Below are 17,073 nucleotides of genomic sequence, written 5' to 3'. Positions count from 1 at the left end.
TGGGCCAGTGAGGGCTGTGTAGTTATGAATATGACCGTGGTTTTGTTGTCCCTGTGTCAGGCATTATTGACTACCGGTAATGTGTTATTAATCTCAGTTAATGCGTTGATTGGTCAGCAGCTTTCGCCCTCACCTGAATTGATTACCCTGCCAATTGCGATGCAATTTGTCGGCTTAATGTGCGCCACAATACCTGCGTCATTAATCATGGCGAGAGTGGGGCGAAAAAATGGCTTTTACCTCGGTAACAGTATCGGTATCGCCGGTGCTCTATGTTGTATTTTAGCCCTGCAGCTCGGCAGTTTTTTTCTGTTTTGCGGTGGTACCTTTTTATTGGGTATTGGTATTGGTTTTGGCACACTATATCGTTTTGCGGCGGTTGAAGCCTGTGCGGCTGAGCATAAAAGTCGAGCCATTTCATTGGTCATGGCCGGTGGGGTGATTGCTGCGGTGTTAGGGCCTAACTTAGCCATTAGCAGTCGTAGTTGGTTAGATGATAGCGTCTTTAGTGGCGCTTTTATCGGTTTATTGCTGTTGTATGTTGTGGCGCTGGTGTTGCTGAGTTTTGTGCGTCTAGCAAACGGCGACGGCAGTACTCATGAGGTAAAGCCAAGCCGTCCTATTAGCGAGATTGTACTTCAGCCGGTGTTTATTGTTGCCGTAACGGTTGGCATGGTTGGTTATGCCGTGATGAATCTGATTATGACGGTGACTCCGGTGGCCATGGCGCGCTGCGGTTTTGAATTTAGCACTGCGGCTTGGGTGATCGAATGGCATGTATTGGGTATGTTTTTGCCCTCTTTTATCACGCCAAGATTGATTAGCCGGTTAGGTTTGTTATCGGTGATGCTGCTTGGGGCAGTGTTAATGCTGCTGTGCATTTTGTTAAATCTTCATGGTGTCAGTGAATGGCATTTTTGGGGGGCTTTGCTGCTACTCGGTGTCGGTTGGAATTTTATGTTCATTAGCGCCACGCAGTTGGTGACCTCGACCTATAAACCTGCTGAAAAATCTAAAAGTCAGGCGGCGAATGAGTTTTTAGTATTTGGCGTGGTGACGATCTCCGCTTTTAGCTCTGGTTGGCTTGAGTCAGTATTGGGGTGGCAGATGTTGAATACCCTAATGATACCGGTGTTGGCTTGGGCGGTGCTGGTGATTATGGTCTTCCGCAAAGCCGTTGAGCGTCACCTTGCACTACCATCGGCAGTGACTCGGCATTAGTCGTTACGCCTAAAAAAGGCCACAGACAAACGTCCGTGGCCTTGATGATTAAAGCGGTTGATGAAACGGCATTAAGCCTTACTTTAATCCTTACTTTAGGTTTTGCTTTAGGTCTTACTTTAAGGGGAGACCCTGGTTTAAAGCAATTCAGTCTCTACTAAAAGAGGCTGTTTGGCGTCAGTTTATCAGCGCTGCTTAGAGGGACATCAAATGCCCGTTTAATTGGCATTTACCTAGTCAACATGGGCTTAACCGACCCTTTCTGTTTCTACGTGCTTTAGCTGCAGGGAGTTTTAGTATTGGTCGGGATCTGAAATCCGTCAAGAAAATTTATCAGGATTTGCAACGGCGGATGGCTGTGGGGCTTGTGCCAGCCAATAAATTATAGTGCAATGCTGCACGTTAACCGATGTGGAATGAGTTGATGAAAAGTTACCTGTTTACAACTGAAACGGACCGCGGCGGCGTGATGCTGTGTGACATTAATGACTTTGACACGGCTGTTGCATACCTGTGTAAGCGTTTCGATGGGGTTGTGAAAATTGAGTCGGCCGAGCAGGTATGGCAACGGCCCGAAGCTCCGCAAAAGGACGTGGCGCAAATAGCAACCGCTTCAGAATCTTCCGCTGTTGTGGCGGCTGATAAAGGCAATGTCGCGGCCACGGATACACTCAATGCTGACTCGGCAGATCTATTTGGCTGAGCGGATTAAATGCTAAAGCAGTGCGATGATTTCCAGTCCGTATAATCAAAGGATGAACGAGGGGTCTGAATGTTTCAGATTTACCATTCTAATAAGCTTGATCTACAAAAGGACTTGTTGGTAAAGCTGATCAGCCGACAGCCGCTTGCCGATCCCTTCCAGCCAGAAACCATTTTAGTGCAAAGCCCGGGCATGGCACAGTGGCTGAAGCTGGAGTTGGCCGATAAGCTTGAGATCGCCGCGAATATTGATTTTCCTTTACCCGCGAGTTTTCTCTGGAGCAGTTTCTCATTAGTGTTAAAGGATGTGCCCGAGCGTTCAGCGTTTAATAAAGAGGCGCTAACTTGGGCATTGATGGAACTGTTGCCTCTGCAGCTTAGTCGTGATGAGTTTGCGCCATTACAACGCTATCTCGAGCAAGATGAGGGACAGTACAAGTTGTATCAGCTCTGCGGTAAGGTGGCTGATATCTTTGATCAGTACTTGGTTTACCGGCCTGATTGGATCGCCAGTTGGGAAAACGGCGATGACCTACCAGAGATAAGTCATTCCCAGCCTTGGCAGCCGATTCTTTGGCGTATTCTGCAGCAACATATTCTCGGGCTTGGATTATCACACTGGCATCGAGGCAATATGTTTAATGGCTTCGTTGAGGCGCTCAGCAAAGGCCAGTTTGATCTATCACGGTTACCGGCCCGGCTGTTTGTTTTTGGTATCTCGGCATTGCCACAAAACTTTGTCGAAGCGTTGCAAGCGCTCGGTCAGCGTATTGACGTTCATCTAATGGTGTGTAATCCCTGTCAGTATTATTGGGGTGATATTGTCGACCCTAAATACCTTGCACGATTGAATCAGCGCTGGTTATCCAAGCCGGGTATGAGTCCTGAGACACTGGCGGATAATTATTACAGTCATGGTAATCCCATACTTTCATCCATGGGTAAGCTTGGACGAGATTACCTGTTTCAAATACAAGATTTAGCCGCGCCAGAGATGGAATTGTTTGAGCCCTGTGGCCGGGCATCCCTGCTGCAATCGGTACAGCAGGATATTTTAGAATTGGAAGATCCATCGGCGGACGCTGTGCTTGATGCCGAACAGAAACACAGGTTAGCGTTGGTCGACCGTTCTTTACAGCTTCACAGTGCTCACAGCCCATTGCGGGAAGTCGAGGTGCTTTATGATCAGTTGTTGGCGATGCTGGATCAACAACCCGAGCTGTCGCCGCGCGATATCATCATCATGATGCCCGATGTGGCATCTTATGCTCCCTATATCGAAGCGGTTTTTGGTAATGCGCCCTTTGAACGCTATATCCCGTTTTCTATCTCTGATAGAACATTGCAGCAGGAGAGTCCGTTACTGCTGAGTTTTTTGCGCTTATTGGGGTTACCGGAAAGTCGTGTGACCGTGTCAGAAGTGTTAGATATTCTTGAGGTTCCGGCGGTGTTACGCCAGTTTAATTTGGACGGTGACCGGTTTGAACGGATCTGTCGCTGGATCGAAGCCTGTCAGATACGCTGGGGTATCGATGCTGAGCAGCGTAGCCATCAAGGGGTGCCGGCTTTTGAGCAAAATAGCTGGCGGTTTGGCTTGCGCCGCATGTTGGCTGGTTTCGCGATGGGGCCTAGTGAATCCTTGTGGCATGGCATCGACCCCTATGCTGAAATTGAGGGCTTAGAGGCGGAAGACCTCGGTCAGCTGGCAGAATTTGTCGAGTTATTGGAGTTCTGTTGTGAGCGTTTAGCGCAAGATAAACCGGTCGCCGAATGGTTTGATGTTATCAATGATATTCTGCAACGTGCTTATCAGCCGGATGAACAAGATGAAATCCTTCTCAGTCAGGTTCGTCAAGTGCTTGAACGGTTGCAGCAACAACTGAGTGACAGTGGTTATCAGACGCCACTGAGTTGGGCCATTATGCGCGATTATCTGACCAATGAGCTGGGTAATAGCCGCGCTAGCCAACGTTTCATGATCGGTGCGGTTAATTTCTGTACCTTGATGCCGATGCGTTCGATCCCTTTCAAAGTGGTGTGTTTGCTCGGTATGAACGATGGTGTTTACCCCCGTTCGATTCCGCCAATGGGCTTCGATTTGATGGCTGAGTCACCGCAACGGGGAGATCGATCCCGCCGTGATGATGACCGCTACCTCTTTCTCGAAGCACTGCTATCGGCCCGCGAGACTCTGTATATCAGTTATATTGGCCGTAGCGTACAGGACAACAGTCCTAAAGTGCCTTCCGTGCTAGTGACTGAGTTGATGGAATACTGCCAGCAAAACTATCGCTTTGAGGGTGAAGCATCACTGCTACAGTATTTGCTGATTGAGCACCCGCTACAGCCCTTTAGCGAGCGTTATTTCTCAGCTGATTCGCCGTTATTCAGTTATGCCGAAGAGTGGTTGCCGTTACTGCGCAAAGAAGGGTCTATTGAGCAGAGTTTCATGAGTAAGCCGTTAGTGCCAGAAGTGCTTGAGGAATTAGAACTGTCAGATCTGCTCAGCTTCGCCCGCAATCCGATTAAACACTTTTTTCAACGTCGTCTGAAAGTTTACTTCAATAACAGTGCACTGGAACTGCAGGATGAGGAACCCTTTCAGCTCGATGGCCTGACGGGGTATCAGCTTAAAGAGCGGTTATTAGACGCCGCTATTCATGAGCAGCAGCCTGAATGCTTTGAGCGGCTGGTCGCATCGGGTCTCTTACCGGTGGGCATCGCTGCACAGTTACAAACGCGTAAGGCACGGGATGACAGTCAAAACATGGCGGATAAGATTCGCCACCATCTTGATCAACCGAGCCGGGTGGAATGTCAGTTGGATGTCTCCGGGATACAGCTCAGTGGCTGGCTGACGGGTTTGCATAGGGAAGGTCTAGTGCGCTATCGAGCGGCCAATGCAAAAGGACGAGATGTGGTCCAGTTGTGGCTGGAACATCTGGTACTGTGCGCCAGCGGCTATTCGTTGCGAGCTTACTTTTTTGGCCTTAACGGGCGACATTGGTTTGAGCCGTTGGCGCAGGGCAAGGCGTTTAACTATCTGCAAGAGTGGCTTAATGCTTATCGACAGGGGATGTGCGAGCCATTGCCATTGCCCGCCGATACCGCCTGGGTGCTCGCTTCGAAGACCTTAGAAAAAGGCCAAGATCGCGGCGAAATGGAGGCTATCAAGTGCTTTAGTGTTGATCCTTTTACGCAGTTGGGTGAATCCCGCGATCTATACATCAGTCGGGTCTACCCCGACTATGCCGCTCTAGGCCCGCGCTTTAGCGAATTAGCCGAATTGTTGTATTGGCCCATCGCCGAAGCACTTGAAACCGGTGATGCGGACAGTGAAGAGGAGCCGTCATGAGTAATGTACAGATTCTGGACCCGCTGCACTTCCCACTGTCAGGCAGACGTCTTATCGAGGCCAGCGCCGGCACCGGTAAAACCTATACCATTACCGCCCTCTATCTGCGTTTACTGCTCGGCCCACAAGGGCTGTCATCGGCGTTGCGAGTCGATCAGATTTTGGTGGTGACATTCACCGAAGCGGCAACTGAAGAGTTGCGGGATCGAATCCGTAGCCGTATTCAGGATGCCTTTATGGTGTTCCGGGGAGCTGAAACTAGCGATCCATTCTTATTGGACCTGCGTGATCAGCAGGAGGACCTGCAGCGTTCGGCGCGAATACTTGAGTATGCCGGTCGGCAGATGGATGAAGCGGCAATCTTTACCATTCACAGTTTTTGTCAACGAATGCTACGCCAGCACGCCTTTGAAAGTGGCAGCTTATTTGAAACCCAACTAGTCGCTGATATTGCGCCGCTACAACGGCAGGCATTATTGGATTGCTGGCGTGAATTGATCTATCCAGCGGCCAGTGATCTGAGTGAAGCCATTCAGCAGATTTGGTCGAGCCCCGATAAACTGCAGGCTGACCTTAAGCCTATGTTAGGTAAGCCGGACCTAACATTGATTCCGGCGTTGGACACGACCTGCCTGGAACAGAAGTGGCAAGTCAGTCAGCAAGAACGAGAGGTCTTTTGTCAGCAATGGCGGGATCACTTAGAGCAGTCAGATGAAGATCTTGCCGAGCTTATTCAGGCGTCGGGGGTGAATAAAAACAGCTATCGCAAAACCTCAGTAGCAAAGTGGTTGGCGGCGATTTATGCCTATGTTTTGGGCGAGAGCTCCGTTTTTCCTGAAGAGGCGTTAGAAAAGCTCTGTCAGTCTCGGTTAGCAGAAAAAACACCCGCCGGTAAAACCGTGCCCGAACACTATTTGTTTCAGTTGTGTGATGAGTATTTGGTCTCCCGTTTACCGCTGCGTGAACTGTTGCTAACAATGCTGCGTCAGCGGGTAGAGCAGCGTTTTGCCAAGCTCAAGCAGGATTATCGATTACTCTCATTTGATGATCTGCTCAGTCAGCTCGATGCGGCGTTACGGCAAGATCATAGCGGCTTGCTTGCATCAGCGATAGGTAAACAGTATCCGGTTGCGATGATCGATGAGTTTCAGGATACCGATCTACTGCAATATCGAATTTTTAGTCGTCTCTACCCCGATAATCCGGAGCGGGGGTTGTTTATGATCGGTGATCCTAAACAGGCGATCTATGGTTTTCGCGGTGCAGATATTTTTACCTATATCAAGGCGCGCCGTGAGGTGGCCGATCATTACACCCTGGAAACCAACTGGCGTTCATCTAAGCAGATGATACAGGGGGTTAACGCATTATTTGCCAACAGCCCATCGCCCTTTATTTATAACGATGATATTCCGTTTTTACCGGTGAAAGGGGCGGGTAAGGCGGATAAAACGCCCTTTACCCTGTATGGCCGCACACCGGCTGCGCTGCAATTTTGGTTCGACGGCGAGCCGTTCGTCAGTAAACAGGATTATCTGGAGCAGATGGCACTGGCCTGCGCCTGTGATATCGATATTAAGTTACGGGCCGCGGCCGAAGGGCAGGCGTTAATCGGTGAACAGTCTCTGCAAGCTAAAGATATCGCGATATTGGTGCGTAATCGGAGCGAAGCGGCCGCCGTGATGGCAGCACTCGCTGATCGTGGTATTCCGAGTGTCTACCTAAGTGGTCGAGACAGCGTGTTTAATAGTCGCGAAGCATTCGACTTGAAACTATTGTTGTTAGCCGTGGCCGAGCCACAAGATGAAAGTCGGCTGCGGGCGGCGCTGGCCAGTTCGTTACTGAATTATCCTGCGAGCTGGTTAGATCGGCTGAGTCATGATGAGCAATTATGGGAGCAGTTGGTCGCTGAGTTTACCGATTACCGTGAGAAATGGTTACAGCTTGGGGTATTGCCGATGTTGCGCCGCCTGATGCGGCAACGGCAGTTAGCGGAAACCTTACAGCAGCTGCCTCAGGGGGAACGGCGGTTGACGGACCTACTGCACCTCGGTGAAATATTACAGCGTGCCAGTATGGAGCAGGAAGGCATCGCGGCGCTTTTGCGGTGGTATAACGATCAGCTGATGAACCCTAATGGCGAGAGCGATGAACAGCGTCTACGGCTCGAAAGTGATGCTGGTTTGGTAACGGTGATCACGGTGCACAAAAGTAAAGGGTTAGAATATCCGCTGGTGTTTCTGCCGTTTGCCTGCACGTTTAGAAAAGCCAGTACCCCGCTGTTTCATGACGAACAGGACGGGCTCTGCTTTCACCTCGACGCGAAAGATGAAGATAGCTTAGCACTGGCCGAACGGGAGCGTTTGGCGGAAGATTTACGGTTGCTGTATGTGGCACTGACCCGTTCGGTGTATGGCTGCTATATTGGCTTAGCGGGCATTGCTGACGGCCGGGCAAAAAAGAGTGGTTTACATCGTACCGCCCTCGGCTATCTATTATTGCAGGGGGCGGGGATGATGCTGATCTGCAAGTACGATTAGAGGCCCTCTGTACTGGTTCATCGATTGCCTGCAGTCAGCCTCCCAGTGGCGATCAACAGCGAGGACTATTCGATCTGCCCGAGACACCTTTGCCCCGTTGTGAAGCGCGCCAATTCAATCGCCGCTTGCGCCGTGATTGGCGTATCTCCAGTTATTCTGCGTTAGTTAGTCATCATACGAGTGCTCCTTTACCGGGTTTAGATCTTGAGGTGATGGATGAGAAAGATGCACCGGATGAGCTACAGGTTGATGCCGTGGATGATATCTTCAGTTTTCCAAAAGGTGCTCAGGCGGGTACTTTTTTGCACGAATTGTTTGAGGTTATCGATTTTACCGACCACGAGCCGGGCTTAGAGGCGATGTTAGAGCAGAAATGTCAGATCGCAGGCTATGAGCCACGCTGGATACCTGTGTTACAACAGCTCTTGAATGATGTGCTCTTTACGCCACTCGGGTCTAGTGACGAGCGTTTACCGTCACCCCGGTTAGCCGATATCAGTCCTCGGCAGCGGCTGGTGGAGATGGAGTTTATGTTGCCCTCAGCGGGTTTAAATGCCAGCCGATTGAATCAAATCATTGCCGAGTATGACCCATTATCCCAGCAGGCGGGTGTGTTAGCCTTTGATACGCTTAAAGGGATGTTGAAAGGCTTTATCGATCTGGTGTTTGAATATCAGGGCCGTTATTACATTCTTGATTATAAATCCAATCATCTTGGGCATCAGCCCGAACTGTATGCGGGGGCGGCGTTAGAGCAAGCAATGATTGAGCACCGCTATGATCTGCAATATCAGCTGTATACTCTGGCTCTACACCGGTTACTGAAGATGCGCCTGCCCGATTATGACTATGAACGGCATGTCGGAGGGGTGTTCTATCTTTTTTTACGCGGGATGAGGCCGAACTTACCTGGCAGTGGTGTTTTTCATTGCCGTCCCGATCGTCAGTTAGTCGAGCAACTTGATCGGTTGTTCCGGGAGGGACAGTAATGGAGTTACTGCAAGCATTACGTCAGTTACAACTTATTCGCCCACTGGATCTTCAGTTTGCTCGGTTTGTCCGCGACGAGGCTGTTCGCGATGGTGATGAATCCGCAAACGATGGGCCATTGGCATTAATCGCTGCCCTAGTAAGTCTGCAACTGGGTAAAGGTGAAGTTTGTCTGCCACTTGATCGTTATGACGCCATTATTGAGCATTGGCCGATCCGGTTGAGAGAGTCCGCTCGGCGGTTGCTTAATGGGTTAACGGAGGAGGCGTTGCTAGCCTTTACAGTGATCTGCGATGGTCAGCAAGAAACACCGCTGGTGTGCAGTAACGGCCGTCTATACCTTTATCGTTATTGGTACTATGAAACCCAGGTGGCTAATACCATTGAAAGGCTTACTACGCCTATTGAGCTTGACCCTAATGTCATCAAAGCGGGTTTAAAGCGACTCTTTACGGCTCCTGCTGCTGATGAGACTGATTGGCAGCAAGTGGCGGTGGCGATTGCGTTGAGTCGACGTTTTTCGGTTATTAGTGGCGGCCCGGGTACGGGTAAAACCACCACAGTGGCGCGATTGTTGAGTCTCTATGCCGAACTCTTCAGCCAGCGGGTGCAACGTCCGCCGGTTATTCGATTAGCCGCCCCTACCGGTAAAGCAGCGGCAAGGCTGAGTGAATCTTTAGCTAAGGCGCAACAGACATTAGCCACGTCAGTCGCGGTTCAGGGCATGATTCCCGAGCAGGCGGTGACTCTACATCGTTTGTTGGGGCCTCGCCCGGACAGTAAAAACTTCCGTCATCACCGGGATAATCCATTACATCTGGATTTATTGGTGGTCGATGAAGCATCGATGATCGATTTGCCGATGATCTTTCGTTTGCTGGATGCACTGCCCGCCCACGCCCAGTTAGTCATGATTGGTGATCGAGATCAGTTAGCTTCGGTTGAAGCGGGCAGCGTCCTAGGGGATATCTGCGCCTGGCAGCAACAGGAGCATTCTGGTGAGCTTTGCTATCGTCCAGCCCAGTTGGATTATCTGCAGCAGGTATGTGACCTCCCTGCACCGGCTTCGTTACCGGGAGAAAATCCGGTTGCCGATGCCTTAGCTCTGTTGCGCAAAAGTTTTCGCTTCGATGCGGATAGCGGTATCGGTCATTTGGCCAGGGCGGTTAACCTCGGGGATGGCGAACGGGCGATTGCTTTGCTGCAACAGGACTGGCGCGATATCCATTTTGTACCTCTATCCGAGCATGGCTATCAGCAGATGGTTGTCGAAGTGGCGGCTGATTATGCCGGTTACCTTCAGTTAATGCGTGACGGTGGCGAGCCTAAGCAGTTGTTAGCAGCGTTTAATCGGATTCAATTGTTAGCCGTGGTGCGTCAAGGTGTGTACGGTGTTGAGGGGCTAAATCTGGCGATTGAAACACAGTTGCAACGACAGCGGTTAATCAAGCTGACGGGGGCTTGGTATAGTGGCCGTCCGATAATGATCACCCGCAACGATTATCAATTGGGACTGTATAACGGTGATATTGGTATCACGGTCGCGGATGCCGATGGTAAGCTGCGTGTCTGGTTTGAGCTGCCCGATGGCGAGATGAAAGGGGTATTGCCCGGACGGCTGCCGGAACATGAGACCGTTTATGCCATGACGGTGCATAAAAGCCAGGGATCTGAGTTTGATAAAGTAGTGATGATCTTGCCAGCGGACGATAGCCCATTACTGACGCGGGAGCTGATCTACACAGGTATCACCCGGGCGAAACAGCGTTTTGTCTTGCATGCCACTGTACAGGCGTTGAAAACAGGAAGTCACCGCCGAACAGAAAGAGCCAGCGGGTTAAGCTGGCGCTTATGGCATTCGAGCGGAACTTCCTAGTGCGCGGTAAGAAGATTAGGCTTTAGCTTCGGCTTCTTGGGCATCAACGAAGGCTGCAAACTCGGTATAGCCACCGATGTGGTCCTTACCGTGAAAGATCTGAGGAACGGTGTCGACAGGCTTGCCCACGGTTTTTTCTAGATCTTCTTTGGTGATGCCTTCTTCATGGATATCGATATAACGATGATCCAAACCTTTCATTTCACATAGTTGTTTTGCACGGGTACAAAAGCCGCAGCCTTTACGGCCAAATATAGTAATTCGTTGCATAGTGTGGTCTCCTTAAATCTGTTTGAATGTATTGGAACAGTTTACCAAGCCTGAGGCTAATTGCCTTTTTTAATGTTTTAGATAGACAAAGGTTATCGCGAGGGCATTCTTGGTTTAAAATAAAATCTTAAAGAGATAACGGGTAGTACTGTGCCAGAAAATATTCCGATCCATCGGCTTAAAGATATGCCGGTATTTGGTGGGTTGCGTGAAGATATCATTAAGTTGATTCTTGATGGTAGTCATTATGTTGTGCGTGAAGCCGGTGAACCGTTCTTTCTTGAGGGCGAACGAGGTGATTCCTCCTATATCATTGAGACGGGCAGCGCTGCTCTGATCAAAGTAGGGGCATCCGGGCAGCCGCATCAGATCCGTTCTTTTTTACCGGGTGAGTGTTTTGGCGCAATGGCGCTGCTCGGGGTTTATCCTCGCAGTGGCGTGGTTCAAGCGTTGGAGCCTTGTCGTGTGGTTGAAATCAAGGCGGATCAACTGTTCTCGGTCTATCAGGCCGATCCTGAACAGTATGTGCTCATTTTTATGAACATGGCTCGGGATCTAAGCCGCCGTCTGCGGGATACTGATGATCAGTTGGTTGCCTGTTTAGATGAGCTTCATTGTCGCTAGACTATATCCCCTGCACATCATCCCCTAGACGATTAGCGCTAGGACATTCTTATTACGCAGGCTAAATGTCTTTAGCTTGCGGTCACGCAACGGTACAATTTCCCGCACTTAATGAAGACGCTTAATCAAGGTGCTTAACGATACCCTTGTATTCACATAGCCCGATAAAATAGCGATAACGGAGAGAGAATGAAAAATAGGTATGATCTGTTAATCGTTGGCGGCGGTATGGTCGGGGCCACTATTGCGGCTGCTTTAGGTAATACCGATCTGAGTATCGCCGTTGTCGATCAGGCATATCCGCAGTCTTTCGTGGCTGGGGCTGAGCATGACCTTCGAGTGTCGGCGTTGAGTATCGCTTCAGAAAATATTTTTAGAACGCTGGGTGTCTGGGATGGCATCATGAATCGCCGTGCTTGCCCTTATCAGCGCATGAAAGTGTGGGAAAGTGACGAGCAGCGTGCCGCTACGGAGTTTGTCAGTCAGGATATCGGTGCCGATCATTTGGGCTTCATTGTTGAAAATAGAGTGATTCAATTGGCACTGCTTGAACGATTAGGGCAGTTAGATAATGTTGATCTCATCTGTCCGGCAGAGATTAGTGATATCGATTACTCACCCGGTTGCAGTGTCGTTCAGTTGTCTGATGGCCGTGAACTCATCGGTAAATTAATGGTTGCTGCTGATGGGGGCGGGTCTCGGGTACGAATGGCGTCGGGCATTGGCGTGCATAGTTGGGATTATGATCAACATGCGCTGGTAGCCTCGATTGTTACGTCACTGCCACAGCAAGATATTACTTGGCAACAGTTCACCCCGAGTGGACCGCTGGCCTTCCTGCCATTGACTGGGCAACGCGGTTCACTGGTGTGGTATAACCGCCCGGCTGAGGTAAGGCGGTTGCTAGCGTTAGACAGCGACGCCTTTATTCAAGCGGTTGAAACTACCTTTCCAGATCGGCTTGGGTCGATCGAAGGATTACTTGAGCGAGGTGCATTTCCACTGCGCCGGCAACATGCAAGCCAATATGTTAAAGAGGGAGTAGCGCTGGCAGGCGATGCGGCGCATATGATCAATCCATTGGCCGGTCAGGGCGTGAATATTGGCTTATTGGATGCGGCGACCTTAGCTGAGGTGATACTCGATGGACATCGTGAAGGGTTAGATATCAGTGATCTGTCGTTGTTACAACGTTATGAGCAGCAGCGGCGTAATCATAACCTGATGATGATGCAGTTGATGGATGGATTTTATCGGGTGTTTTCCAATGACTTATTGCCGCTCAAGTTGTTAAGAAACTTAGGGCTTGGTGCCGCAGAACGATTAACCCCGGCTAAGAACCGAGTGATGCGCTTTGCGATGGGGTTGGAAGGTCGTTTACCGGCGTTGGCCCGCGGCGAGCAACTGGACTGTTGAGCTTTAATGATGCGTGAGTCTATCAACTCGGCGGTGTAAGCTGATGGGCGTAACCTGACAGAAGTGATCGACAAAAAAACGGAGCGCGAGGCTCCGTTTTTTTGCTTAGAAATACTTACTTAGGCGCGTCTGCTTTTTTAGCGGCAGGAGCAGCGGCTTTAGCGACAGGCGCGACAGGTGCTTTAGCGGCGGGTGCAGGTGTCGTTGCTGCTGGGGTTGCTGGCGCTGCTTTTTTTGCCGATGTAGCGGCTTTCTTAGCAGGAGCAGCAGGTTTCTTAGCGGCAGGCGCGGCAGCTTTTTTGGCTGCTGCAGGCTTAGGCGCTGCTTTTGGTGCAGCTGCTTTTTTCGCGGGAGCAGGCTTAGCGGCTGGTTTAGCAGCGGCTTCAGGCGCAACAGGTGTCATGAACTTGCTCAGGTCTTCAAAGTAATTCATATCTTTCAGACCGAGGCCCGCAAAGCTTTTTTCGATAATAGCGGTTAACTCATCTTTAGCTGAATTGAGGGCCGCCATTTCTTCTTCAGCTACGTTGCTGAGTTTTGTTTCAAGTTGCTTAACATAGTCAACCTGAAGTTCAATCGCTTCTTTAGGGTCTTTGATAGAAGACAGAGCCTGCATTTGCGCCATGGTGGCGTTAACAAAGTCAGATACATAACCGGATTGCAGTTCAATCAGTTTCTCAACCGCTTTTTTGTTGATTTCAGCCATATCAACAACGGGCTTCATATTTTCCTGAACGTCTTTCATCATTTCTTCGTACATGTTTGTTCACCTGTGATCGCAAGAGTTTCAATCTTTGTGCGTTGCAGCAATTTTACTCACTATATTAGGCAGTCACAATAAAGTCAATTAAATTGTTGCGGTGCAGCAAAGCGGCATTTTATAAAAGAACACAACTGTTTAGCAGAAGTTCCCGGTAGTACTACCCTAAAGGTCATTAATGAAATAAACATGACATTTGTTGGATATAGGTACTGTTTAAGGTCTTTCAGCTTGTAACTGTAGCTCAGTTATTTACGGCTGTAAGATGAATGTGGCATTTCTTTGATGTGGGCAGGCGAAAAGGTGTTGATTTAGTTACAATGATCTCAATATCTAGAGATTGAGATCACAGACATTGGATAACGCCATGACCCGCCAACCGGCTTTTCAACTTAAACGCACGGAAACCATTGAGTCACTGGGCATCGATGTACAAGAATATGTGCATTCCCGTACCGGCGCTTTGCATTATCATATCGCCGCCGATAATCAGGAAAATGTATTTCTAGTGGCATTTCGTACCGTGCCGGAAGATAACTGCGGCGTCGCTCATATTTTAGAGCACACCGCTCTGTGTGGCAGCGCCAAATATCCGGTGCGAGATCCGTTCTTCATGATGAGCCGCCGCTCTCTGAATACCTTTATGAACGCCTTTACCAGTAGTGATTGGACCGCCTATCCGTTTGCCAGTCAGAATCCTAAAGATTATTTTAACCTGCTTGATGTTTATCTCGATGCGACGTTTTTCTCCCGTCTGGATCCGCTCGATTTTGCGCAAGAAGGTCATCGTATCGAGTTCAGCGAGCCGGACAATACCGATAGCCCGTTGGTCTATAAAGGTGTGGTCTATAATGAGATGAAAGGGGCGATGAGTTCGCCAGTGTCGACACTGTGGCAGACATTGACTCGTCATCTGTTTCCCTCCACAACCTACCATTACAACTCCGGTGGTGATCCAGAAGCGATTCCCGATCTTACTTATGAACAGTTGCTTCATTTTTATAAGACCCATTACCATCCCTCTAACGCAGTGTTTATGACCTTTGGTGATATTCCAGTGGAGGAGTTGCAGCAGCGCATTGAAGACCAAGCGTTGGTTAATTTTGACAAACTCAGTGATGAGATTACGGTAGAGGATGAAAAACGTTATTTCTCGCCGATCAAAGTTGAAGAGGCTTATGCGCTGGACGAGGACGATTGCAGCGCTAAAACCCACCATGTTCTGGCGTGGTTGTTAGGCCCTAGCATTGATTTAGAACAACAGCTAAAAGCCCATCTGTTATCCCGAGTGTTGTTGGATAACAGTTCATCTCCACTGCGCTATGCGTTGGAATCAACCGACCTTGGGGCGTCACCTTCACCGCTGTGCGGCTTGGAAGACTCTAATCGTGAGATGGCCCTGATGTGTGGTATCGAGGGCAGTGAGCCGGAGAACGCTGTCGAGTTTGAGCAGTTGGTACTCGATACCTTGGCGAATGTGGCTGAAAACGGTGTACCGCAAGAACATCTTGAAGCAGCGTTACATCAGTTGGAGCTGAGTCAGCGTGAAATCAGTGGCGATGGCTACCCTTATGGTATGAGCCTGATTTTGGCATCCCTGTCATCCGCTATTCACCGGGGTGATCCTATCGCCTTGTTAAACCTTGATCCGGTTTTGGCAAAGCTGCGTGAAGCGATTAAAGATCCCGACTTTATTCCGGCAATGGTGCGAGAGCTATTAGATAATCCTCACCGGGTTCGCTTAACACTGAGGCCGGATGCTAAGTTGGCAGAACGTCGTGATGCGGCGGAAGCGGCTAAGCTAGAAGCGATTCGACAACAGTTGGATGATACACAGAAACAAGCGATCATCGACCAGGCGAAGGCGCTTGAACAGCGTCAGAATCAGGTTGATGATGAGTCGGTACTGCCTAAAGTAACCATCACTGATGTTCCTGCGAAGATGCATATCCCTCAGGGGTCTGAAAACCTGTTTAAGGGTTTTCATTATCACTTCTATCCGCAGGGAACTAACGGCTTAGTCTATCAGCAGGTGATTATGGATCTGCCCGCGTTGAGTGAGGCAGAGCGGCAGATGTTACCACTCTATAGTAACTGTCTAACCGAGCTTGGCTGTGATGGTATGAGCTATCAGGATACTCAAGCACTTCAGTCACAAGTGTGTGGTGGTATTCACGCTTACTCGTCGGTACGGGCCGATATTAATAATGAACAGCAGGTCAGCGGTTATCTGACACTGTCAGGTAAAGCCCTGTTGGATAAGCAGTCGCAGTTGACCGATCTCATGTATAAAACATTGGCAACCGTACGCTTTGATGAGTTAAGCCGCATTCGTGAATTGGTGTCACAGCAACGTACCCGCAAAGAACAGAGCGTCACCGGTCAGGGTCATAGCCTTGCGATCATGGCGGCGGTCAGCCAATTATCCCCGGCGGGACAGTTGGCACATAATCTGCGGGGGCTGCAAAGTATTCGGGCGATTAAGACATTGGATGAAGCATTGCGTGATGAGGCTAACCTGAAACAACTGGCCGCTGATCTACAACAGTTACATCAAAAAATGCTCAGCGCACCAAGGCGCTTCCTCATCGTCACTGAAGCGGAACATCAGCAGCAATTGGCTGAATCCATGGCGGCCCGTTGGCCGAGTGTCGATAATAAGGGTGAGTTTGAGGCTTTATCTTTGCCATCGACTCGTGAGGCGGTTCAGCAGGCTTGGACGACCAGTACACAGGTTAACTTCTGTGCTAAAGCGTATCCAACAGTGCCCGTGGAGCATCCAGATGCGGCGGCACTGACGGTCTTGGGCGACTTCCTACGTAATGGCTTTCTACATCGGGTGGTGCGGGAGCAAGGCGGTGCTTATGGCGGCGGCGCGGGTCAGGATTCTGCTGATGCAGTGTTCCGTTTCTTCTCCTACCGTGATCCTCGCTTAACTGAGACGCTGGATGACTTTGATGCGTCGATTGCTTGGGTGCTGAATAGTGAACTGGAGCCGCAACAACTGGAAGAGGCGATCTTGGGTATTGTCAGTAGTATTGATAAACCAGGCTCACCCGCCGGTGAAGCGAAACAGGCCTACCATAGTGCACTGTTTGGCCGGACCCCTGAGCAGCGTGAAGGGTTCCGGCAACGGATACTAACGGTCACGTTAGAGGACCTTAAGCGGGTAGCAGGAGATTACTTTAAACCTGAGCTTGCCAGTGTTGCCGTGGTGACCAGCCCTACTGCAGCCGCCGGGTTGAACGATCAGTTCGATATTATCGCTATTTAAGTTATCGTGGGAGCTCTCTAAGCCCTTCTGTCATTGGCAGAAGGG

The 17,073-nt window shown here is 49.9% G+C and carries 11 protein-coding genes; 9 read left to right on the top strand and 2 right to left on the bottom strand.

The features are described 5' to 3' along the window. The first annotated feature begins 24 nt into the window (after positions 1–24). The 6 genes from AC0L4K_RS10585 to recD all read left to right on the top strand — a co-directional run bounded on the left by AC0L4K_RS10585 (position 25) and on the right by recD (position 10,684). On the top strand, positions 25–1,221 hold the full coding sequence (locus AC0L4K_RS10585) for an MFS transporter (RefSeq protein WP_473266036.1): 1,197 nt from the start codon (positions 25–27) through the stop codon (positions 1,219–1,221). Positions 1,222–1,645: 424 nt separating this feature from the next. Beyond that, on the top strand, positions 1,646–1,924 hold the full coding sequence (locus AC0L4K_RS10580; RefSeq protein WP_473266034.1) for a hypothetical protein: 279 nt from the start codon (positions 1,646–1,648) through the stop codon (positions 1,922–1,924). Positions 1,925–1,993: 69 nt separating this feature from the next. Then, complete coding sequence (gene recC / locus AC0L4K_RS10575) at positions 1,994–5,278, top strand: exodeoxyribonuclease V subunit gamma (protein WP_473266032.1); 3,285 nt, start codon at positions 1,994–1,996, stop codon at positions 5,276–5,278. Continuing rightward, positions 5,275–7,818 carry an exodeoxyribonuclease V subunit beta gene (recB, locus tag AC0L4K_RS10570; RefSeq protein ID WP_473266031.1) on the top strand — a complete coding sequence of 848 codons (2,544 nt, stop codon included), beginning with the start codon at positions 5,275–5,277 and terminating at the stop codon, positions 7,816–7,818. Before recC ends, recB begins: the two co-directional genes overlap by 4 nt. A gap of 89 nt (positions 7,819–7,907) precedes the next feature. Then, positions 7,908–8,807, top strand: a complete 900-nt coding sequence (locus AC0L4K_RS10565; protein ID WP_473266029.1) for a PD-(D/E)XK nuclease family protein — start codon at positions 7,908–7,910, stop codon at positions 8,805–8,807. Beyond that, positions 8,807–10,684, top strand: coding sequence for an exodeoxyribonuclease V subunit alpha (gene recD, locus AC0L4K_RS10560; RefSeq protein ID WP_417222603.1), 1,878 nt, complete (start codon positions 8,807–8,809; stop codon positions 10,682–10,684). Before AC0L4K_RS10565 ends, recD begins: the two co-directional genes overlap by 1 nt. 15 nt (positions 10,685–10,699) lie before the next feature. Here the strand turns inward: recD and AC0L4K_RS10555 are convergent, their stop codons facing one another. Next, complete coding sequence (locus tag AC0L4K_RS10555; protein ID WP_417222604.1) at positions 10,700–10,954, bottom strand: GrxA family glutaredoxin; 255 nt, start codon at positions 10,952–10,954, stop codon at positions 10,700–10,702. 150 nt (positions 10,955–11,104) lie between these two features. Between AC0L4K_RS10555 and AC0L4K_RS10550 the strand changes: the two genes are divergently transcribed. Both AC0L4K_RS10550 and AC0L4K_RS10545 read left to right on the top strand, forming a co-directional pair. After that, entirely contained in the window at positions 11,105–11,578 is a 474-nt protein-coding gene (locus AC0L4K_RS10550) for a Crp/Fnr family transcriptional regulator (RefSeq protein ID WP_473266028.1), read from the top strand. A gap of 189 nt (positions 11,579–11,767) precedes the next feature. Further along, a complete protein-coding gene (locus tag AC0L4K_RS10545; protein ID WP_417222608.1) occupies positions 11,768–12,994 on the top strand; it encodes a UbiH/UbiF/VisC/COQ6 family ubiquinone biosynthesis hydroxylase in 1,227 nt (408 codons plus the stop codon). 115 nt (positions 12,995–13,109) lie between these two features. Here the strand turns inward: AC0L4K_RS10545 and AC0L4K_RS10540 are convergent, their stop codons facing one another. Next, on the bottom strand, positions 13,110–13,754 hold the full coding sequence (locus AC0L4K_RS10540) for a phasin family protein (protein WP_473266026.1): 645 nt from the start codon (positions 13,752–13,754) through the stop codon (positions 13,110–13,112). A 367-nt stretch (positions 13,755–14,121) separates the two neighbouring features. Between AC0L4K_RS10540 and AC0L4K_RS10535 the strand changes: the two genes are divergently transcribed. Beyond that, positions 14,122–17,028: an insulinase family protein gene (locus AC0L4K_RS10535; protein WP_473266024.1), complete on the top strand. Its 2,907-nt coding sequence runs from the start codon at positions 14,122–14,124 to the stop codon at positions 17,026–17,028. Positions 17,029–17,073 lie beyond the last annotated feature (45 nt).

It is taken from the genome of Amphritea sp. GJ51-11 (assembly GCF_055808735.1).
This window is presented reverse-complemented; position numbering and strand designations above follow the sequence as displayed.

What these genes read in the sequence shown, in the direction of transcription:
- AC0L4K_RS10585 (WP_473266036.1), top strand. Translation starts at nt 25, where the DNA reads ATGAATATGACCGTGGTTTTGTTGTCCCTGTGTCAGGCATTATTGACT.
- AC0L4K_RS10580 (WP_473266034.1), top strand. Translation starts at nt 1,646, where the DNA reads ATGAAAAGTTACCTGTTTACAACTGAAACGGACCGCGGCGGCGTGATG.
- recC (WP_473266032.1), top strand. Translation starts at nt 1,994, where the DNA reads ATGTTTCAGATTTACCATTCTAATAAGCTTGATCTACAAAAGGACTTG.
- recB (WP_473266031.1), top strand. Translation starts at nt 5,275, where the DNA reads ATGAGTAATGTACAGATTCTGGACCCGCTGCACTTCCCACTGTCAGGC.
- recD (WP_417222603.1), top strand. Translation starts at nt 8,807, where the DNA reads ATGGAGTTACTGCAAGCATTACGTCAGTTACAACTTATTCGCCCACTG.
- AC0L4K_RS10555 (WP_417222604.1), bottom strand. Translation starts at nt 10,954, where the DNA reads ATGCAACGAATTACTATATTTGGCCGTAAAGGCTGCGGCTTTTGTACC.
- AC0L4K_RS10545 (WP_417222608.1), top strand. Translation starts at nt 11,768, where the DNA reads ATGAAAAATAGGTATGATCTGTTAATCGTTGGCGGCGGTATGGTCGGG.
- AC0L4K_RS10540 (WP_473266026.1), bottom strand. Translation starts at nt 13,754, where the DNA reads ATGTACGAAGAAATGATGAAAGACGTTCAGGAAAATATGAAGCCCGTT.
- AC0L4K_RS10535 (WP_473266024.1), top strand. Translation starts at nt 14,122, where the DNA reads ATGACCCGCCAACCGGCTTTTCAACTTAAACGCACGGAAACCATTGAG.